Origin of the sequence: Streptomyces avidinii, from assembly GCF_014650695.1 — a bacterium.
In the GTDB taxonomy this organism is placed as follows: domain Bacteria; phylum Actinomycetota; class Actinomycetes; order Streptomycetales; family Streptomycetaceae; genus Streptomyces; species Streptomyces avidinii.
In genome coordinates, this window is record NZ_BMVL01000010.1 from 24,852 (window position 1) to 43,871 (window position 19,020).

Annotated in this window: 17 protein-coding genes and 1 pseudogene; 7 read left to right on the forward strand and 11 right to left on the reverse strand. The window is 68.3% G+C overall.

Translation table 11 applies throughout. The features are described from left to right. Positions 1-49: 49 nt before the first annotated feature. A complete protein-coding gene (gene glpX, locus IE257_RS24790; RefSeq protein ID WP_030712049.1) occupies positions 50-1,081 on the reverse strand; it encodes a class II fructose-bisphosphatase in 1,032 nt (343 codons plus the stop codon). A gap of 305 nt (positions 1,082-1,386) precedes the next feature. Between glpX and IE257_RS24795 the strand changes: the two genes are divergently transcribed. Next, on the forward strand, positions 1,387-1,905 hold the full coding sequence (locus IE257_RS24795) for a DUF4245 domain-containing protein (protein WP_189972356.1): 519 nt from the start codon (positions 1,387-1,389) through the stop codon (positions 1,903-1,905). A gap of 138 nt (positions 1,906-2,043) precedes the next feature. On the opposite strand, the gene IE257_RS24800 is transcribed toward IE257_RS24795, so the two are convergent. From IE257_RS24800 to IE257_RS24815, 4 genes are all read right to left on the reverse strand, one after another. Beyond that, the gene (locus IE257_RS24800) at positions 2,044-2,637 is read right to left on the reverse strand and encodes a malonic semialdehyde reductase (RefSeq protein WP_189972150.1); all 594 of its coding nucleotides are present in this window, start codon (positions 2,635-2,637) and stop codon (positions 2,044-2,046) included. A gap of 149 nt (positions 2,638-2,786) precedes the next feature. Further along, entirely contained in the window at positions 2,787-3,005 is a 219-nt protein-coding gene (locus IE257_RS24805) for an exodeoxyribonuclease VII small subunit (protein ID WP_030385819.1), read from the reverse strand. 54 nt (positions 3,006-3,059) lie between these two features. After that, complete coding sequence (gene xseA / locus IE257_RS24810) at positions 3,060-4,337, reverse strand: exodeoxyribonuclease VII large subunit (protein WP_229920641.1); 1,278 nt, start codon at positions 4,335-4,337, stop codon at positions 3,060-3,062. A gap of 33 nt (positions 4,338-4,370) precedes the next feature. Further along, positions 4,371-5,753 carry an APC family permease gene (locus IE257_RS24815; RefSeq protein WP_189972151.1) on the reverse strand — a complete coding sequence of 461 codons (1,383 nt, stop codon included), beginning with the start codon at positions 5,751-5,753 and terminating at the stop codon, positions 4,371-4,373. A 116-nt stretch (positions 5,754-5,869) separates the two neighbouring features. Between IE257_RS24815 and IE257_RS24820 the strand changes: the two genes are divergently transcribed. Together IE257_RS24820 and ppgK are read left to right on the forward strand one after the other, a co-directional pair. Further along, positions 5,870-6,874 carry a 4-hydroxy-3-methylbut-2-enyl diphosphate reductase gene (locus tag IE257_RS24820; protein WP_372453133.1) on the forward strand — a complete coding sequence of 335 codons (1,005 nt, stop codon included), beginning with the start codon at positions 5,870-5,872 and terminating at the stop codon, positions 6,872-6,874. A gap of 21 nt (positions 6,875-6,895) precedes the next feature. After that, the gene (ppgK, locus tag IE257_RS24825; protein ID WP_189972153.1) at positions 6,896-7,651 is read left to right on the forward strand and encodes a polyphosphate--glucose phosphotransferase; all 756 of its coding nucleotides are present in this window, start codon (positions 6,896-6,898) and stop codon (positions 7,649-7,651) included. A 9-nt stretch (positions 7,652-7,660) separates the two neighbouring features. Here the strand turns inward: ppgK and IE257_RS24830 are convergent, their stop codons facing one another. After that, positions 7,661-8,038 (reverse strand): DUF6542 domain-containing protein, encoded by a 378-nt coding sequence (locus tag IE257_RS24830; RefSeq protein ID WP_373301859.1) that lies wholly within the window; start codon positions 8,036-8,038, stop codon positions 7,661-7,663. A 282-nt stretch (positions 8,039-8,320) separates the two neighbouring features. Here IE257_RS24830 and ychF point away from each other — a divergent pair, with 282 nt between their 5' ends. Further along, positions 8,321-9,409, forward strand: coding sequence for a redox-regulated ATPase YchF (ychF, locus tag IE257_RS24835; protein ID WP_189972155.1), 1,089 nt, complete (start codon positions 8,321-8,323; stop codon positions 9,407-9,409). Between the two features lie 281 nt (positions 9,410-9,690). Here ychF and IE257_RS39510 read toward each other — a convergent pair. Continuing rightward, positions 9,691-9,917, reverse strand: a pseudogene (locus IE257_RS39510) (IS5/IS1182 family transposase); the annotation flags it as partial. Positions 9,918-10,092: 175 nt separating this feature from the next. On the opposite strand from IE257_RS39510, the gene IE257_RS24840 reads away from it, so the two are divergent. The 3 genes from IE257_RS24840 (at position 10,093) to IE257_RS24850 (ending at position 14,805) form a co-directional block, all read left to right on the forward strand. Continuing rightward, entirely contained in the window at positions 10,093-12,204 is a 2,112-nt protein-coding gene (locus IE257_RS24840) for an AIPR family protein (protein WP_229920643.1), read from the forward strand. Between the two features lie 194 nt (positions 12,205-12,398). Further along, positions 12,399-14,120 (forward strand): GmrSD restriction endonuclease domain-containing protein, encoded by a 1,722-nt coding sequence (locus IE257_RS24845; protein ID WP_189972157.1) that lies wholly within the window; start codon positions 12,399-12,401, stop codon positions 14,118-14,120. A 22-nt stretch (positions 14,121-14,142) separates the two neighbouring features. Continuing rightward, a complete protein-coding gene (locus IE257_RS24850) occupies positions 14,143-14,805 on the forward strand; it encodes a JAB domain-containing protein (protein ID WP_209468436.1) in 663 nt (220 codons plus the stop codon). Positions 14,806-14,810: 5 nt separating this feature from the next. On the opposite strand, the gene IE257_RS24855 is transcribed toward IE257_RS24850, so the two are convergent. From IE257_RS24855 to IE257_RS24870, 4 genes are read right to left on the reverse strand one after another with little or no spacing between them, the layout of a single operon-like run. Continuing rightward, positions 14,811-15,920 carry a restriction endonuclease subunit S gene (locus IE257_RS24855; RefSeq protein ID WP_189972159.1) on the reverse strand — a complete coding sequence of 370 codons (1,110 nt, stop codon included), beginning with the start codon at positions 15,918-15,920 and terminating at the stop codon, positions 14,811-14,813. A 38-nt stretch (positions 15,921-15,958) separates the two neighbouring features. Beyond that, positions 15,959-17,476, reverse strand: a complete 1,518-nt coding sequence (locus IE257_RS24860) for a class I SAM-dependent DNA methyltransferase (RefSeq protein ID WP_189972160.1) — start codon at positions 17,474-17,476, stop codon at positions 15,959-15,961. Position 17,477: 1 nt separating this feature from the next. Next, complete coding sequence (locus IE257_RS24865; RefSeq protein ID WP_189972161.1) at positions 17,478-18,419, reverse strand: nucleotidyl transferase AbiEii/AbiGii toxin family protein; 942 nt, start codon at positions 18,417-18,419, stop codon at positions 17,478-17,480. Next, positions 18,416-19,015: a type IV toxin-antitoxin system AbiEi family antitoxin domain-containing protein gene (locus IE257_RS24870; RefSeq protein ID WP_189972162.1), complete on the reverse strand. Its 600-nt coding sequence runs from the start codon at positions 19,013-19,015 to the stop codon at positions 18,416-18,418. The genes IE257_RS24865 and IE257_RS24870 overlap by 4 nt, the downstream gene beginning before the upstream one ends. Between the last annotated feature and the right edge of the window lie 5 nt (positions 19,016-19,020).

Below are 19,020 nucleotides of genomic sequence, written 5' to 3' on the forward strand. Positions count from 1 at the left end.
GCGGTCCCCGCCGCACGCGGTGGACCGCCCCTCTCGTTTCCCGCCGTGCCTAGTGGGCGCGGTCGAAGTCGATCGCGCTGTACGCGCGCAGCTTCGACAGGCGGTGCGTGGAGTCGATCTGCCGGATGGTGCCCGACTTCGAGCGCATGACCAGCGAGGACGTCGTCGCGGTCTCCGAGCGGTAGTGGACGCCGCGCAGCAGCTCGCCGTCGGTGATGCCCGTGGCGACGAAGAAGACGTTCTCGCCCGACACCAGGTCGTTCGTGGTCAGGACGCGGTCCAGGTCGTGGCCGGCGTCGAGCGCGCGCTGGCGCTCGGCCTCGTCCTTCGGCCAGAGCTTGCCCTGGATGGTGCCGCCGAGGCACTTTATGGCGCACGCCGAGATGATGCCCTCGGGGGTGCCGCCGATGCCGAGGAGCAGGTCGACGCCGGTGCCCTCGCGCACGGCCATGACCGAGCCCGCGACGTCGCCGTCGGAGATGAACTTGATGCGGGCGCCGGTCTCGCGGATCTCCTTGACGATGCCCTCGTGACGGGGGCGGTCCAGGATGACCACGGTGACGTCCTCGACGGCCATGTTCTTGGCCTTGGCGACCCGGCGGATGTTCACCGAGACGGGGGCGTTGATGTCGACGAAGTCGGCGGCCTCGGGGCCGGTGACCAGCTTCTCCATGTAGAACACCGCGGACGGGTCGAACATGGTGCCGCGGTCGGCGGCGGCCAGGACGGCGATGGCGTTCGGCATGCCCTTGGCGTTCAGGGTGGTGCCGTCGATCGGGTCCACTGCGATGTCGACCTCGGCGCCCGTGCCGTCACCGACGCGCTCGCCGTTGAAGAGCATGGGGGCCTCGTCCTTCTCCCCCTCGCCGATGACGACGACGCCGTTCATCGAGACGGTGGAGATCAGGGTGCGCATCGCGTTGACCGCGGCACCGTCCGCGCCGATCTTGTCGCCGCGCCCGACCCATCGGCCCGCGGCCATGGCGGCGGCCTCGGTGACCCGTACGAGTTCGAGTGCGAGGTTGCGGTCAGGGGCCTCCGGGGAGACTTCGAGCTGGGGCGGCAGGTTGTGCTCGGTCATCGGAGCGCACCTTTCTGTACGGCGACGGCCGGGTAGTGAGGGTGCTGGAACTCTATCGGTACGTCGACATATTGAGCAGGGCGGGTCACGTATGAGCGGCATATCGGTCAGCCGATTGTCCTGAGCGGACGTCTTGCGGCACTCCGGGGCTCCCCGGGAGTCCGGTGGGGTCCGGCAGTCCCCGGTCGTCCCCGGCAGCACCCGGGGCGGTCCGGGAGTCTCCAGGGTCCGCCGACACGCGCCGCACCGCGACCCCGGCGGTGATCGCCGTCCCGCGATGCGGGACGATGGGTCGCGTGGCAGGTATGAAAGGCAAGCAGACGGTCTGGGACATGGTCCGGTCGCTGGGGGTGATCGGCATCGTCGTCGCCGGGATCTACCTCTTCGTCCCGCATGACGAGAAGGCCGATCCGACGCGCACGGTCGACTACCGGGTGGAGACCCTGACGGCCCGGCGCGCGGCCCCGTATCCGGTGGCCGCCCCCGTGGGGCTCCAGGAGCAGTGGCGGGCGACCTCGGTGACGTACGAGCGCAAGAACGCCAACGCCTGGCACCTGGGCTTCCTCGACCCGGAGCAGCAGTACGCGGCGGTGGAGCAGTCCACGGACACCTCGGCCAAGTACCTCGCCAAGGTCACCCAGCACGCGACGGCCACCGGGCAGACGCAGCAGGTCGGCGACCTGACCTGGGAGCGCTGGGACGGCGAGAAGTACGACGCCCTCGTGCGGCAGGAGCAGGGCTACGTCACGGTGGTGACCGGGACGGCCTCCTTCGAGCAGCTCGGCGCGCTCGCGGCGACGTTGGAGTTCAAGCAGGGCAAGTAGCGCGTGGAGCACCGACGGCGGCGGCCTGCTGCCGGATCGTGAGGCGGCCGCCGCCGCTGTGCAGGAAGGGCCGTGGCCCCGGGGATCCGGGGGCCACGGCCCTTCTCGCGTGCTGCGGCCGACGGCCCGCGGCTTCGCTCAGACGGTCGTGATGACCTCGTCGAAGGCCAGGCGCGGGGAGCGGTCGAACCACGCGCCCTCGGTGGCCGGCTTGCCGATGTTGATGACCATGATCGGGGTGTGGTCGTCGTCCAGGAATTCCTTCTGGATGCCGGCGAAGTCGGCACCGGTCATCGGGCCCGCGGCCAGACCGGCGGCGCGGATGCCGATGATGAAGTACGCGGCCTGCAGCGCGGAGTTCAGCAGGGCGGAGCGCTCGCGGACCGGGCGCTCGGAGAAGAATGCGTCCTTGGCCTGCGGGAAGTGCGGGAGCAGCTGCGGGAGCTCCTCGTGGAACTCGTTGTCCGCCGAGAGGATCGCCACCAGCGGGGCGGTGGCGGTCTTGGCGTCGTTGCCCTTGGCCATGTGCTGCACGAGGCGCTCGCGGGCCTCGGGGGAGCGGACCAGGGTGATGCGCAGGGGGGTCTGGTTGAAGGCGGTGGGGCCGAACTTCACCAGGTCGTATATCGCCTGGACCTGCTCCTCGGTGACCGGCTCGTCGGAGAACGCGTTGGCCGTGCGGGCCTCGCGGAACAGCAGGTCCTGAGCGGCGGAGTCAAGAACGAGAGACATCGGGAAAGCCTTCTTCCATGCGGAGGTGAAGCGATGTCCCCGACTCTACGGCGGAAGTAGATGAATTTTCAACTAAATCTGCCTGCCGGTGATCGGGATCACTCGGGGCGCTCCCGCCCGGACGCCCGCCCCCGGTCACCTGCCCCCGGTCACTCCTCCTCGGCCGGCTCGCGCGCCGCCAGCGCCGAGTCCAGCCGGGCCCGGGCCCCCTCCAGCCAGTGCCGGCAGACCTTCGCCAGCTCCTCGCCGCGCTCCCAGAGCGCGAGGGAGTCCTCCAGCGAGGTCCCGCCGGCCTCCAGCTTGCGGACGACCTCGATGAGCTCGTCGCGGGCCTGCTCGTACCCCAGCGCCGTTCCGGCCTCTGTCATTCCCGTATCCATCCTCTGTGTGTCGTGCGACCACGTGATTGCAGACGTGTGTCGCTAGGTCGAAGCGACCGTTGCGTCCGAGGTGCCCGAGGTGCCCGAGGTGCCCGAGGTGCCCGTCGCGTCCGTCGGGGAGACCTCCACGGAGAAGGTGCCCTCCGCCACCCGCGCGCGCAGCACCTCGTGCGGCGCCACCTCCTGCGGCGAGCGCACCACGTGGCCGTCGGCCCGCTGCAGTACGGCGTACCCGCGCTCCAGGGTCGCGGCCGGCGACAGCGCCACCACCCGGGCGAGCGTGTGCGCCAGTTCCGAGTCGGCCCGGTCCAGCAGGTGCCCCAGCGTGCGCCGGGACCGGGCCAGCAGCGCGTCCAGCTCGTCCTCGCGGATCTCCACCATCCGCTGGGGGTGGACGAAGACCGGCCGGGCCAGGGCGTGCGCGAGGCCCCGTTCCTCCCGGTCGAGCAGCCCCGTGACCGCACGCAGACCCCGCGCCTGCAGCTGGCGTACGCGCTCCAGCTCCTCGCCGACGTCGGGGACCACCTTCTTCGCCGCGTCGGTGGGCGTGGAGGCCCGGACGTCCGCGACCAGGTCCAGCAGCGGGGAGTCCGGCTCGTGGCCGATCGCCGAGACCACCGGCGTACGGGCCGCCGCGACCGTCCGGACGACCTCCTCGTCGGAGAAGGGCAGCAGGTCCTCCACGCTGCCGCCGCCGCGCGCCACGATGATCACGTCGACCTCGTCGATGGCGTCGAGCTCCTGGACCGCCCGGACCACCTGGGGCACCGCGTGCACCCCCTGGACGGCGACGTTGCGCACCTCGAAGCGGACCGCCGGCCAGCGGCGCCGGGCGTTCTCCAGGACGTCGCGCTCGGCCGCCGAGGCCCGCCCGACCACCAGCCCGATCAGCTGCGGCAGGAAGGGCAGCGGTTTCTTGCGGTCCAGCGCGAAGAGCCCCTCGGAGGCCAGGGACCGCTTCAGCCGCTCCAGCCGGGCGAGCAGCTCCCCGATGCCGACCGGCCGTATCTCCGTGGCCCGCAGGGACAGCTGCCCGCGCGGGGCGTACCACTCGGGCTTGGCCAGCAGGACCACCCGGGCGCCCTCGGAGACCACGTCCGCGACCTCGTCGTAGACCTGGCGGAAGCAGGTCACGCTGACCGAGATGTCGTGCGAGGGATCGCGCAGCGTCAGGAAGACCACCCCCGCTCCCGGCCGCCGCGAGAGCTGCGTGATCTGCCCCTCCACCCACACCTGGCCGAGGCGCTCGATCCAGCCCCCGATGAGCCGGGACACCTGGCCTACCGGCAGCGGCGCCTCGGCCGACGTATTCAGACCCATGCAGGCAGGCTATCCGGCGTCACCGACACTGCGTCAGGCCCCGCCCCCGGTGTCGCCGGGCAGGTCCTGGCGTCCGCGCTGCACGAGCAGCACGGCCAGGCCCACCGCCAGCCACACCGCCCCCACCACTCGGGCCGTCCAGGAGGCCTCGACGATCACCGCGACGGTGACCGCCGCGCCCAGCACCGGCATCACCAGGTGCTTCCACCAGTTCGGCGGACCCTCCCGCCGCTTGACCACGAACCAGCCCACCACCGAGGCGTGCAGCAGGGTGAAGGCCACCAGCGCCCCGACGTCCACGACCGACACCAGGTGGTCGAGCCCGTCGTCGCGCCGGGCCGCCCACACGGCCGCGACCAGCGTGATGGCGGCCGCCACCAGCAGGGCCGGCCGCGGGGTGCCGTGCGAGGTCCGGGCGAGCACCCGGGGCAGCCGCCGCTCCCGGGCCATCGCGAACACCAGCCGCCCGGCCGCCGCCTGCCCCGCCAGCGCTGCGAAGGCCGCCCCGATCGCCTTGCTGACCGCCACCAGATCGTGCAGCCAGGAGCCGACCGCGGACTGCACCGCGTTGTAGAAGGCCGGTCCCTGCTGCGCCGGGTCCGCGGCCAGCTCCGCCGCGGACACCGGCATGAGCAGCGCCGCCAGATAGCTCTGGGCGATGAACAGCACGCCGGCCAGCGCCAGGCAGCACAGCACCGCCCGCGCCACGCGCTGCGATCCCCCCGTCACCTCCTCGGCGAAGGAGGCGATGGCGTCGAAGCCGAGGTAGGACAGGACCGCCACCGACACCGCGCCCAGCACGGCCGCCGTACTGAAGCCGAGCGAGCCGTCGCCGGTCAGCGGGGACAGCCAGCCGCGCCGCGCCCCGCCCTGGACCAGCACGGTCACCGCGGCGACCACGAAGACGAGCAGGACCACGATCTCCATGGCCAGTACGGCGAAACCCACGCGCGCGGCCGCCCGTACGCCCCACAGGTTCAGCAGGGTGGTGATCACGACGGCCAGGGCCGTCCACACCCAGCGCGAGACCTCCGGGACCAGCGCGTTCATCGCGATCCCCGAGAAGAGGTACGCGACTGCCGGGATCAGCAGGTAGTCGAGCAGCGCCATCCACCCGGCGATCAGCCCCGGGCCCTCGCCGAGACCCTTTCGGGCGTATGTGAAGACCGACCCGGCCTGCGGGGCGACCCGCACCATCTGCGCGTAGCTGAAGGCCGTGAAGGCGATCGCGACGGTCGCGCAGAGGTAGACGAGGGCGACGGCGCCGTGCGACGCGGCGTCGAGCGTGCCGAAGACCCCGACGGGCGCCATCGGGGCGATGAACAGCAGGCCGTAGACGACCAGATCCCGGAAGCCGAGGCTCCGCCGCAGGGCCGCGGGCGCCGCCGCCGCACTGGAATCCGTAACGGAAGCCATCCGTCCTCCGAGGTATAGGCGGGTACCGGCAGGTCCGGGCAGGTCCGGGCGGTACGGGCTTTCGGGCAAGTGTGTGCCGTACGGGGGACGCCCGGCCTCCTGGAGACCCCCGTACGATGGAGCACATGACTGCTCCCGCCCCCGCTCCTGCTTCCCGCCGTGTCCTGCTCGCCGCGCCCCGCGGCTACTGCGCGGGCGTGGACCGAGCCGTGATCGCCGTCGAGAAAGCCCTTGAGCAGTACGGTGCGCCGGTCTACGTCCGCCACGAGATCGTGCACAACAAGTACGTCGTCCAGACGCTGGAGAAGAAGGGCGCCATCTTCGTCGAGCGGACGGAGGAGGTCCCCGAGGGCTCCATCGTGATGTTCTCCGCGCACGGTGTGGCGCCGGTGGTGCACGAGGAGGCGGCGCGCGGCAAGCTCGCGACCATCGACGCGACCTGCCCGCTGGTCACCAAGGTGCACAAGGAAGCCGTCCGGTACGCGAACGAGGACTTCGACATCCTCCTCATCGGCCACGAGGGCCACGAGGAAGTCATCGGCACCTCCGGCGAGGCCCCGGACCACATCACGATCGTCGACGGCCCGCACGACGTGGAGAAGGTCACCGTCCGTGACGAGTCCAAGGTGGTCTGGCTCTCCCAGACCACCCTCTCGGTCGACGAGACGATGGAGACGGTCGACGCGCTGAAGACGAAGTTCCCGCTGCTGGTCTCGCCGCCGAGCGACGACATCTGCTACGCCACCTCGAACCGTCAGGCGGCGGTCAAGGTGATGGGCGCCGACTCCGACCTGGTCATCGTGGTGGGTTCGAAGAACTCCTCGAACTCGATCCGGCTCGTCGAGGTCGCGCTCGACGCGGGCGCGGGCGCCGCGTACCTCGTCGACTTCGCGAGCGAGATCGACGAGGCCTGGCTGGAGGGCGTCACCACGGTCGGTCTCACCTCGGGCGCCTCGGTGCCGGAGGTCCTGGTCGAAGAGGTCCTGGAGTGGCTGACGGTGCGCGGCTACGCGGACGTGGAGATCGTCAAGACCGCCGAGGAGTCGATCGTCTTCTCGCTGCCGAAGGAACTCCGTCGCGACCTGCGGGCCGAGGCTGCCGAACTGGTCGCCGACAAGTAACTCGTTTCGTACGGTATGTCCATGCAGATCTTCGGCGTGGACATCGGCGGGTCAGGGATCAAGGGCGCTCCCGTGGACCTGGAACGTGGCGACCTGGCGCACGAGCGCCACAAAGTACTGACACCGCAGCCGGCCACCCCCGAGGGGGTGGCCGGCTGCGTCGTCGAGGTGGTGCGCAACTTCCACTGGGACGGACCGGTCGGGGTCACCTTCCCCGGCGTGGTCACCGGCGGCGTGACCCGCACGGCGGCCAACATGGACAAGTCCTGGATCGGCGTCGACTCGGCGGCGCTGCTCTCGCGCGAGCTCGGCGGCCTGCCCGTCACGGTCCTGAACGACGCGGACGCGGCGGGGATCGCGGAGATGACGTACGGGGCCGGACGCGGGCGGGAGGGCACCGTCCTGCTGCTCACCCTGGGGACGGGGATCGGCAGCGCCCTGTTCACGGACGGGCAGCTGGTCCCGAACTCGGAGCTCGGTCACCTGGAGCTGAGGGGCCACGACGCGGAGACGCGGGCGTCGGTGAAGGCCAAGGAGGACCACGACCTCACGTGGGAGCGCTGGGCGCACCGCGTGCAGCGCTACCTCCAGCACGTGGAGATGCTGTTCTCCCCGGACCTCTTCATCATCGGCGGTGGCGTCAGCCGCAAGCCGGAGAAGTTCCTGCCGCTGATCGAGGGCGTGCGGGCCGAGATCGTCCCGGCGAAGCTCCAGAACAACGCGGGCATCGTGGGAGCGGCGATGGCGGCGAAGGCTGTGAAGGCGGAGAAGCACTAGGGCGACGGTTCACTGGGTGAGGCGGCGGGGCATCCGCCGCCTGCCGATGAGCACGGCCTTGCGGACGACGGCGATCAGCGCGGCGACGAGCGTCCCGGCGTAGAGCCAGCCCGCGTGCAGCGACAGCGCGGACACCAGCCCCATCAGCTGACCGCCGAGGCCGCCGGAGCCGCCCGAGATGGGCCACACTCCGGCGGCGAAGGCGATGGGGACGCCGATCGGCGCGGTGATCAGGTCGGCGGGCCGCACCCAGAGGGCGGTGGCGGCCGCGACGGGCAGGAAGAGCAGCCCGTAGACGAAGAGCGAGGAGCCGAAGAGCAGCCAGCAGATCCCGGCCACCAGCACCATGGCGGCGCACGCGAACAGCCCGCCGCCGAGCCCGGTCAACCGCGGTCGGGGCATCCGCCGCCCGAGCGGGGACCGCCGTGGGCCGCCGGCGCCGCCCTGGGCGGGCACGGCGGTGGGCCGCGGCGCCCCGCGCTGGGCCGGGGGTCGCTGGGGGTGAGGGGCCGATCGCGTCCTGTGTTGCTCCACGTGACCAAGCTAGGCGGGGCGAGCGCGGTATCGGTGTGGGGACACGCGTACAACGAGTGCCACTCATCGGAAAGTAAACTGTCCGGTGGCCCACTCCCGGGCCGCCGCCCCCTCCAGCTACGGGAAGTCGCCAACGTGTCGCTCACGATCGGAATCGTCGGCCTGCCGAATGTCGGCAAGTCGACCCTGTTCAACGCCCTGACCAAGAACGACGTGCTGGCGGCCAACTACCCGTTCGCCACGATCGAGCCGAACGTCGGCGTCGTCGGCGTCCCGGATCCGCGCCTGGCCGTCCTCGCGGGCATCTTCGGATCGCAGCGGGTCCTCCCGGCGACCGTCGACTTCGTCGACATCGCGGGCATCGTGCGCGGCGCCTCGGAGGGCGAGGGCCTCGGCAACAAGTTCCTCGCGAACATCCGCGAGTCGGACGCCATCTGCCAGGTCATCCGCGCCTTCAAGGACGAGAACGTCGTCCACGTCGACGGCAAGGTCTCGCCGAAGGACGACATCGAGACGATCAACACCGAGCTGATCCTCGCCGACCTCCAGTCGATCGAGAAGGCCGAACCGCGCCTGACGAAGGAGTCCCGCCTCCAGAAGGAGAAGGTCGCGGTCCTCGCGGCCGTCGTCGAGGCCAAGAAGATCCTCGAAGCGGGCGACACCCTCTTCTCCAAGGGCATCACCAAGGGAACGGAGCTGGGCGACCTCCTCCACGAGCTCCACCTGCTCACCACGAAGCCCTTCCTCTACGTCTTCAACGTGGACGAGGACGAGCTGACGGACGACGCCTTCAAGGCCGAGCAGAGCGCGCTCGTCGCCCCGGCCGAGGCGATCTTCCTCAACGCCAAGCTGGAGCAGGACCTCTCCGAGCTGGACGACGAGGAGGCCCTCGAACTCCTCCAGTCGGTCGGCCAGGACGAGCCCGGCCTCGCCACCCTCGGCCGCGTCGGCTTCGCCACCCTGGGCCTGCAGACCTACCTGACGGCCGGCCCGAAGGAAACCCGCGCCTGGACGATCAAGCAGGGCGCGACGGCCCCCGAGGCGGCCGGCGTGATCCACACCGACTTCCAGCGCGGCTTCATCAAGGCCGAGGTCATCTCGTTCGCGGACCTGGTCGCCTGCGGCTCGGTCGCCGAGGCCCGCTCCAAGGGCAAGGCCCGCATGGAGGGCAAGGACTACGTCATGCAGGACGGCGACGTGGTGGAGTTCCGCTTCAACGTCTAAGTGTGCGAAATAGCACCACGTTGCCCGCGGGGCAATCATGCAGTTCAGAAGGGCCCACCTCCTGGGAGGTGGGCCCTTGGCATTTTCCCGTGCTGGGATGGTGCTGGGATGGCTGACCCCTCGTCACCTGCCATCACCCCCGATCGCCCTTCCCGTGCTGCGGCTGCGCTGCGCGTGGGTGAGCTGCACGCGTTGGCCAGGTGTGCGTCCCGACTCTTCGGGCCGCAGGGCCCGACCGGGGCGTTGCGGTATGGGACGACGAGGCCGGTTGATTAGGTCCTGTCATTCAGCACGGTCACGTCCTCGCAGACCGTGGCAAGGCCGGAGTACCGCCAGGCCTTCGCGCCCGCGGTGGCGCCGGCGACGGCCGGGCCGCGGCGATCACGAGTCTCGTGCCGGCGTCGATGATGCCCTGCACGTTCACCGAGAACCGATAGTTGCGCGAGGGCGCCCGGACCTTCCGATCGAGGACCGGAACCAGAGCACCGTCCACGATCCACGGCCGTTCGTACGCGTGCTGATCAATCTGGCAGATGAAGCCGTGTCAGGTCCGGCCTATGCGCATGTCATCGGCCATTGCCCAGGTGAGGGCCGGGGGGGCCGGGCTAGGCTTGACCAGCGTGGACATCAGAGCTGAATGAGCGTCACCGGGGAGAGGGATGAGCGGGGCGGGGCAGAAGCCTGTGAAGACGACGCCGCTGGAGCTGTATCAGATGCGGGCGGCGCTGACTCAGGCTTACCGAGGGATCATCGACGAGAGCGATCTGCAGCGAAACTCCGAGGCCGAACGGGAAAGGGCCTTTCTGTCCCGAGCCGTGGCGGCCACGGCGATCCGGCGGGTGACAGGTTGGGAGCATAAGGCGTGCGCTGAGGCCGTGATCGACGGTAGCGACGACAACGGAATCGACGCCGTTGCCGTAGTGGACGGTACCCAGGTGTGGCTGGTTCAAGCCAAGTGGAGCGACAAGGGGACGGCTGGATTCCACACAGATGCGGCTCGCGGCTTCGTGGACGGACTGCGGTTGTTGGAGCAGCGGCAGTTCGACGCCTTCAACGACAAGCTCCAGCCGTTCGCCCCTCTTCTCGCTTCGGCCATGGGGGATACCAACCTCAAGATCAACCTTGTCATCGCGGCCGTCGGGAACGATCCGCTCAGCTCGCACACCGTGAACATCCTCGACCGTGCTGTCGAGGATCATCACGGGCACGGGCCGATGCTGAGCTACCAGCTCATGGGGACTGGGGAGCTGCTGCGGCAGCTGCGTGAGGACCGCACTCCAGATCCCGTGAACGTCAAGGTGAAGATGCCGAAGTGGATCCACCGTGACATCCCCTTCCCTGCCTACCAGGGCAGCGTGGCGGCCGGGGAGATCGCCGGGTGGTACGAGGACCACGGTGCCCGTCTCTTCTCACAGAACATCCGCCAGTCGCTCGGGCTGACCCGCATCAACTCCGGCATCGAGAAGACCCTGACGGACGAGCCGGAGAACTTCTGGTACTTCAACAACGGCATCACGATCCTGTGCGACAGGATCGAGCCGTACTATCCGGACAGGCGTCACCCTGCCTATCCGGTGGAACTCCGGCTCACCCATGTCAGCGTGGTCAACGGGGCCCAGACCGTCACCTCCATCCACAAGGCGATGCAGGTGACGCCGGATACCGTCGAGGATGCCGATGTGATGGTCCGCGTGATCTCCCTGGGTGACGAGCGCGCCGACTACGCATCGAAGATCACCGAGACCACGAACACCCAGAACGACGTCTCTCGACGGGACTTTATCGCTCTGGACGAAACCCAGGCCCTGATCAGGGAGGACTTCGATCTCACTCTGGACAAGACCTACGTGTACAAACGGGGCGAGGCCGATCCGGCACCGGATTCTGGCTGCTCGGTGGTACACGCGGCCATAGCCCTCGCATGCGCCCGCCGTACGCCTGAACTGGCCGTACGGGCCAAGCGGGACACCGATCTGCTCTGGGAGAGGGGAGACGGAGGGGCGTATCCGCGGCTCTTCGGTGAGGTTCCGAGCGCCTTCCGGGTCTGGAGATGCGTCCAGATCCAGCGAGAGGTCGGCAAGGCGCTCGACGCCCTACGCAAGCGCCTTCAGGGACGCGCCCAGGACACGGCTCAGCGCGGCGACCTGCTGATCACCCATCTGGTCTTCCAACTGCTCGACTTGGCGGACATCGATGAGCCGGGCTACCCGCTGGATTCCGTGCTGGAGTCCGTCCCGAAGCTGACCGAATCCGTGCTGTCGTGGCTGATCTACCGAGTGGACGAGACCTACGGCACTACCTCGTTCTTGGGGAGCACCTTCACCAACGAGACGCGCTGCCGGGAGCTGTCCCGGGTCGTGCCGCAGGACGTGCGGGGTGGGGCCCCGGTGCCGCAGCTGCCGGACAACTACCAGCCGCCCGCCCAGCAGAAGCGCCGTCGCCGCCGCCCCAACGTCGTTCCGACTCTTGTCAGCGCCGGGATCATCCCGGACGGGACGCCGCTGGTGTACGTCCCGTACAACGCTCCGGAAACAAGGGCGACGAAGGAGTGGCTCAAGGCGGACGAGAGCCGTGCGCAGGTCCGCTGGCAGAACGATCGGACTAAACCGCTCATCTGGTCCTACGACGGTGCGGCTTACTCGGCCAGCGGGCTCGTGACCCGTATCTGGGAGCTCGCAGGCTGGGAGGAGGCTCCCATCGCGGTGCAAGGACCTGCGCGCTGGGTACTTGATGGCAGGCGCAATCTGTGGCAGGTAGCCAAGGAGTGGCTGGATGCCCAGGAGGAAGAGGGCTGATGCGGTCCGTTCGGTCACCTGTCATCACCTCTCATATCCGTACCGTGCTGGACGTCTCTTCGGCACGCTGGCGCGCAGTGGGACTGTGTCCCTGTGCGACGGTCGACTGACGTAGTCGGCGGATTGTCAGTGCTGACTTCTAGGATCGTCTCGAATGTTGCATTGGCGAGCAGGCACAGCAGTGGAGGGGCGGAATGGGGTCATCTCAGGGCTCCGGGCGCGTCACAGCGCCCGAGCCGACGATTGCGCCGATCGCGACGCTCGCGCACCGCGTGCTGTCCGGAGAGATCGTTCTGCCGAAGTACCAGCGGGCGTTCGTCTGGGAGCCGGAACAGGTGCTGTATCTGCTGGACTCGGTCCGCCGGAACTATCCCATCGGCAGTCTGCTGATGTGGCGTACGTCCGACCGGAGGCTGGCCAGCGGTCACGAGATTGCTGGACTGACCACTGTCCCGCAGGTGTCCGGGGCTCCGGTGCAGTACGTCATCGATGGGCAGCAGCGGCTGGCGAGCCTCGTGGGCGCGATGCACGGCGAGGGGGCACGATGGAGGATCGGATTCGACCTGGCCCGTGAGGAGTTCCTGTACCTCACGGAGGAAACCCCGGCCGGTGCGCATGTCATTCCCGTGCGCGACCTGGACTCGGCGGGCTCGATGATGGCGTGGGTTTTGAGGGACAAACCGACGGACGAGCACGTGCGGCGCGCTCAGGCACTGAGCGATCAGTTCCGCGGGTACCAGGTACCAGTTGTGACCATGCTTGAGGTCACCGAGGAGGACTCGGCCCGCATCTTCGAGCGGATCAACAGCACGGGCACAAGGATGGACATCGTCGATCTTGTGCGCGCCGGGACCTGGTCGAACGACTTCGACCTCAAGGAGGAGATCGAACAGCTGCTGCAGGTTCTCGACCGAAAGCGGTACGGCCGGGTCGATACCAAGACCATGCTCCGCACGATCTCCGCAGCCGCCGGCTTGGGGTTCTCCACGAAGTCCATCCAGGACCTGCGGCGTCTCGACCGCGCGGAGTTGCAGGACGCGGTGAGCGAGGCCGGCAAGGCGGCCGCTCGAGCGGTCGACTTCCTCTTCACTCAGATCCGGACCCCTCGCGCCGAGGCTCTGCCGTACTACAACCAGTTCGCGGTCCTGGTGGAGCTGTTCCGGCAACTCCCCAAACCGTCCGCCGATCAGTACGCGGCGATCGGCAGGTGGTTCTGGCTGACGGCGAGCAGCGAGTACTTCAAGGGCTGGCGCGAGTCACAGATGACGGCTGACCTCGACGCGGTGAGCGCCTTCGTCACCGGCCAGGCGACGGAGATCGAGACCGGGGCGGGGCTGCCGCGCGACGTGCTTTGGCAGCGCACGCAGTTCTCACGCGCCAACGCGCCAACCAAGCTGCACGTCCTGCTGATGTCGTACGAGAAGCCGGTGGACCTCAACACCGGTCAGTCCATCGACACCGACAAGGCGCTGGCCGGGCAGAACGACAAGCAGTTCCATCATTTCTTCCCGCGCGCCTTTCTGAAACGACGCGGAGTGAGCGCGGCTCGGGCGAACGTGTGCGGAAACCTGATCATGTTGAGTGCGATCACCAACAACGCCATCTCCGACTCTCCGCCCTCCGTGTATCTCAAGGACTTGATCGACTGGCACGGCGAGGACACTCTGCGAGCTCGGCTGCGGACCTGTCTCATCGAGGAGGACGCCTACCAGGCTGCTCTGCGGGATGACTACGAGGGCTTCCTGAAGGCTCGCTCGCGGACCCTGCACGCGCGTCTGATTGACCTGATCGGATCGGCGGCCGAGGGCGGCGCCGACTCGAGGCCGGAGATCACGTCGATCGACGCCGAGGAGGCCGTGGAGCCAGACCCCGTACCGGACGACGCGGAGCCGTTCGACCGCGACTCGGTCGACTAAGCCGGGCCTGATCGTCATGCGCATGAGGGAGGTCCCGGCGCGGGATCGGCCGAGAGAGCGACTGCTCGACCGGGGTACGGAGGCGCTGTCCGACCGGGAGCTTCTCGGACTGCTGCTGGGGGCGGGCCTGGCCGGCCAGGACGCCGTGGAGCTGGCGGGACGGTTGATCGCCCGGCACGGTGGGCTGCACGCGCTCTCGCGCGTCCCTGCCCATGAGCTTGCTGTCGGTCTGCCGGGTGTGGGCCCGGCGAAGGCGGCGCGGGTCGCGGCGGCATTCGAGTTGGGACGGCGGGTGGCGGTCCAGCAGGCTCCCGGCCTGCGGCGAATTTCCGGCTCCGCCGACTTGGCAGCCGTCGCGAGCCCTCTCCTCCGTGGCTTGCGCCATGAACGTGCGGTTCTGGTGACCTGCGACGGGGCGGGCGTGGTCCTCCGCACCTCCGTCCTCACCGACGGCGCGTCCGACCGCACTCTCGTCCCGGTCCGCGACACCCTTGCCCGCGTTCTCGCCCTCGGCGGCACGGCGTTCGGTGTCGCCCACAACCACCCCACAGGCCGTCTGACGCCGAGCGACGCCGACCGCCTCGCGACATCCCGCCTTACGGCGGGGGCGGAGGCGGTCGGTCTGCGGTTCCTCGACCATGTGGTGGTGACGGACGAGGGGTGGCGGAGGATCCCCCCAGGTTGACCTGTCTACAGCCGCCCGGAAAAGGCGGCGTCGAGCAGCGAAGGGGGCAGCGCCTGCAGCGTAGGCAAAGAGTGCGCTGCACTCAGGCGTTCGTTCAGCCCGTCGAGGGTGGACGCCACTCGGTCCTGCGTGTCACGCGGCGGTAGATCGAACCGAATATTTTCGAATCTCTTCATGCCGAGAGTGCGATTTCTGTCCGCGGCGCCGGGTGAACACGCCGAGATCTGACTCAGCCCTTTTCGCGCCAGGAGATAGTGGCGCAGATAGCTGATATTAACGCGTCCATCCTTCGGCACGTAGAAAAGGAAGCGGTTTGAGGCAACGAATTCCTCTTCATTTTCACTTGTCATGCCGATCGCTCCCTCCCAGGCCTTGATATTGCTCAGAACCAGTGCCGAATTGGGGAACCTATAGAAGCGCAATTTTCCCAGCTGGCTTCCAGGGGTCGAGTCATAGCGAATCATCCCGCGACCGAAACCGCGCATGCCGATCGGCCGGTAAATCGCCTCAGGGAGCACGTTGATTTCGTCGCGCTTCAGGGTCACAATGTCGCCCATGCGAACAGTTTCGGTGGAGTGTTCTAGGGCTTCGTGAATCATGGATTCTTGCAGACTCACTCGCACGGAAGAAGCGTGTGAACGCAACGTTTGTACGGTCATGCACTTCTCCATCGCCGCGTCCAGCTTGTCGGCGATGCGTCGCTGTTCATCCACGTGCGGCAGGGGTACTCGGAGTGCGAGCAAACGTTCTGCACTGACCCGCTCTCGACGGGCTCCGATTCCCTTAGATTCGCCTTTCAGCATATCCCAGAAGGCTGGCCAGCCGAACAAGTGCTTCACGTAACGACTTTCCCCAACTCCCTCCCTCAGTGAGAAGGTAGGGAATTCCGGGGAAGCGAAGTATCCGTCGAACTCGTCCGGCACTAGCGCGATTGCCCCCTCGAACGCTTTGAGGCGGCTCATGACGAACTGTCCGCCGGTCATTCGGTGAAGCGTCTTATAGCTGGTCTGCCCACCTGTAATCTGCTCACGCGCGAACACTCCATTGCCGAATCCGCGAACTCCAGCGATGCGATAGGTCTTTTCTGAGGTCACGGCGTGGGCATCGATATTCATGCGAAGGGCGTCACCCAGCGGACGAACGTCAGGCGCTTTCATCGCTCTCCGCCCAGCCCTTCGCGCAACTCCGTCAGCAACCGGAGGATCTCCTCTTCCGTCTTCACTAGCTCGTCCACCAGCTCCTCCGGAGTGCGATGAGCCAGCTCATCCCCGATGTGCGGGTTGGAGCGATCGAGGTTGTAGCCGTCCGCGATGATCTCCGTGGCCGGGACGGACCACGCGCGCTCCCCCGCTTCGCGGCCTTCGCGCGTCTTGCCGCCCCACCAGGCCACGCAGTCGTCGTACTCCTCCAGCCGCTGCGGCTTCGTCTTGGTGTAGCCGCGGCGGCCCTCAGGGAGCGGGATCTCGTAGAACCAGACGTCCTGCGTGGGCCCGCTCTTCTCGAAGAAGAGGATGTTGGACGGGATCTGGGTGTAGGGCGCGAAGACGCCCTGAGGGAGGCGGACGACGGTGTGCAGGTTGCACTCCTTCATCAGCTTCTTCTTGATCTTCGCGCCGATCGAGTTCTCGCCGGAGGCGAAGAGTGAACCGTTCGGCAGGACGATGGCGCACCGGCCGCCCAGCTTCAGCTGGTCCAGGATCGAGTACAGGAACAGCCAGGCCGTCTCCTGCGTCTGGAAGGCGGAAGGGAAGGCCGTCACGACCGACGACTCCTCCTCCCCGCCGAACGGCGGGTTGGTGAGGACCACGTCGACCTTGTCCGCCGCCTGCGAGTTCCGCATGGTGAGCAGTGCGTTCTCCCGGCGGAGCCGGGGGGCGTGCACGCCGTGGAGGAGCAGGTTCATCGAGGCCAGCAGATACGGCAGCGGCTTCTTCTCGATGCCCTTGAGGTTTGCGTGGAGCTCGCGTTGCTGCGTCTCGGTCTTCACCCTCCCCTCCAGTTCCTCGTGCGCCTGCACCAGGAATCCGCCGGTTCCGCACGCCGGGTCGAGGATCGTCTCGCCGAGTTCGAGGAACGACTGCCGCACCATGAAGCGGTTGACGGGACGCGGGGTGTAGAACTCGCCGGAGTCGCCGGCCGCGTCGCGCATCTCTCGGAGGATCGACTCGTAGACGAACGCCATGGTGTGGATGTCGTCGTGCGAGATGAAGTGAATCTTGTTGACGATGTTCACGAGGTCACGCAGCAGTGTTCCCGACTGCATGCGGTTGACGACGTCCTTGAAGATCAGCGAGATGACGTTGCGTGGGTCCTCCGCCCCCCTGTCGGCCTCCCTGTCCAGGCCTGCCAGGTAGGGGATGAGCTCGTCGTTGACGAAAGTCTTCAGCTCGTTGCCGCTGAGGTCCTCGTCCGTCGCCCAGTCCGTCCAGCGGTAGGGCTTCTCGATCGCCCGGCGGTATCCGCCCGGGTCCAGCGCCTCGCCCTCCTCCTCGACGCGCTCCTGGAACGCCTTAAGGAACAGGAGCCAGGACAGCTGCGGCAACCGGTCCAGGTCGCCGTTCATGCCGGCGTCCTTGCGCATGGTGTCGCGCGCGGACTTGATCAGGGACGCGAGGCGGGCCTGAGTGGTGACGGGTGCCTTCTCCGCCGCTTTCCTTCTGGTCGCTGCCATGTCAGTTCAGTCGGTCTTTCTGCTCGTTCCGTCCCGGAAATGCGGTGTCTCCGTCGCCCTTCCCCGCGTCCTCGGTGAGCGTCCGGGCCCACAGCTCGCGGACCAAGGCCATCGCGGCGGGGAGAGTCGGTGGAATGCCGGTTGCCAACTCCCCGGCGATCTCCGGATAGTCGTCCTGCCACCGCGGCGGCGGGTCAGGAAGGATGAGGGGAACCTCGTGCGTGGCCCGTACCGCGAACACGTGTCGCACGGCCTTCAAGAGGTCCATGTCTCCGGAGAGCCCGCTCTCGATCAGGAGCACGAGGTCCACCAGGTCCTTGACCCGGGTGTTGGGCCGATCGCCGTAGTCGCGGGTGAGCGCGTGGAGTTTCTCCGCGAAGTGCTGACGCCGGTCGACTGCCTCGATCGTACGCGCCGGCGCTCCGGCGAATTCCAGTGTGTTGGGGAGAGGCAGGCGCTCGGTCAGTGTGATCTCCTCGCCACGGTCGACCGCGTCCACCCTGACACCGGCGAAGATCTTCCCCGCTAGGTGCGCCTCGACGGAGAAGCGCCACCCACCCCGCCCGGCGACGTCCGCCTTCAGGGTCACCGGCGCGGCGACACGGAACCGGAATCCGTCGGCGTCGAGGTCGCGGTCCAGAGCCTCGATGAGCAGGTCGCGGACCGCATCCCCGTCAGGACCTCCGCCGGCCGGTGCAGGCCGTACGGCCAGGTCGAGGTCCTTGGTGGTGCGCGCGCGCCCGGTGAAGCGGAACTCCATGACGGCACCGCCTTTCAGTACCCAGCCGCCGGCGCGGTCCTCGGCCAGCCGCGCCGCGAGGCGGTCGAAGACGACCAGCCGCCGACGTCGAGCCAGGTCCGCACCGGTCTCGGCGGCCTCCTGCTTGAGTCGCGCCTCCAGCGCCCTCCTCAGATCCGCCGCATCCCGGTACCGCCCGGTCACGACAGAGCTCCAAGCGCACGCTCGATTCCCAGCTCGGACCGTGGTCCGCAGAGCTGGGCTGCGTGCAGCAGCTTCCGACGGGTGATCATTCCGCGCTCAAGGGCCTCGGACACCGCGGATTCGAGCACGTCCTGGTCCTCCCCGTTGGCGGCACTCTCCGCCAGCGCCCTCAGCGGCGTCGTTACCTGGTATCCGTTACGCCCCTCACTGTCTCCGTCGGCGAGATCGGCATGGTGCAGGATCACCGCGTCCGTGGTCTGTCGGAAGGTGCGCGGCACGGTGAGATGGATGCGGGAGGGGTTGGCCACCCCCAGATCATGGGCCGCCAGTGCGCTGGCGTGGGAGATCACCGCGCGGCCCCTGCTCCAGAGCGACCAGCGAACGAACTGCTCGTCGCCTTCGCTTGGAAGGTCAGCGAACTCGCGGAAGCGGTAGATGGCCCGATCGACCGCGAGCCAGTTGCCGTGCTGCGCGTGATAGCGCTGGGCCTGGTACGAGTACCCCGCCTCCCGGGCTTGAGCGGCGGTGAAGTACCCCCGCTGTCCGGCGGCGATCCGCCAGAGTGTAGCCCGGGTGTCCGTACGATCTCTGAGCACCTCCC

What these genes read in the sequence shown, in the direction of transcription:
- IE257_RS24795 (WP_189972356.1), top strand. Translation starts at nt 1,387, where the DNA reads ATGAAAGGCAAGCAGACGGTCTGGGACATGGTCCGGTCGCTGGGGGTG.
- glpX (WP_030712049.1), bottom strand. Translation starts at nt 1,081, where the DNA reads ATGACCGAGCACAACCTGCCGCCCCAGCTCGAAGTCTCCCCGGAGGCC.
- IE257_RS24805 (WP_030385819.1), bottom strand. Translation starts at nt 3,005, where the DNA reads ATGACAGAGGCCGGAACGGCGCTGGGGTACGAGCAGGCCCGCGACGAG.
- ppgK (WP_189972153.1), top strand. Translation starts at nt 6,896, where the DNA reads ATGCAGATCTTCGGCGTGGACATCGGCGGGTCAGGGATCAAGGGCGCT.
- IE257_RS24855 (WP_189972159.1), bottom strand. Translation starts at nt 15,920, where the DNA reads ATGAATATCGATGCCCACGCCGTGACCTCAGAAAAGACCTATCGCATC.
- IE257_RS24800 (WP_189972150.1), bottom strand. Translation starts at nt 2,637, where the DNA reads ATGTCTCTCGTTCTTGACTCCGCCGCTCAGGACCTGCTGTTCCGCGAG.
- IE257_RS24815 (WP_189972151.1), bottom strand. Translation starts at nt 5,753, where the DNA reads ATGGCTTCCGTTACGGATTCCAGTGCGGCGGCGGCGCCCGCGGCCCTG.
- IE257_RS24845 (WP_189972157.1), top strand. Translation starts at nt 12,399, where the DNA reads ATGGGGTCATCTCAGGGCTCCGGGCGCGTCACAGCGCCCGAGCCGACG.
- xseA (WP_229920641.1), bottom strand. Translation starts at nt 4,337, where the DNA reads ATGGGTCTGAATACGTCGGCCGAGGCGCCGCTGCCGGTAGGCCAGGTG.
- IE257_RS24850 (WP_209468436.1), top strand. Translation starts at nt 14,143, where the DNA reads ATGAGGGAGGTCCCGGCGCGGGATCGGCCGAGAGAGCGACTGCTCGAC.
- IE257_RS24820 (WP_372453133.1), top strand. Translation starts at nt 5,870, where the DNA reads ATGGAGCACATGACTGCTCCCGCCCCCGCTCCTGCTTCCCGCCGTGTC.
- IE257_RS24860 (WP_189972160.1), bottom strand. Translation starts at nt 17,476, where the DNA reads ATGGCAGCGACCAGAAGGAAAGCGGCGGAGAAGGCACCCGTCACCACT.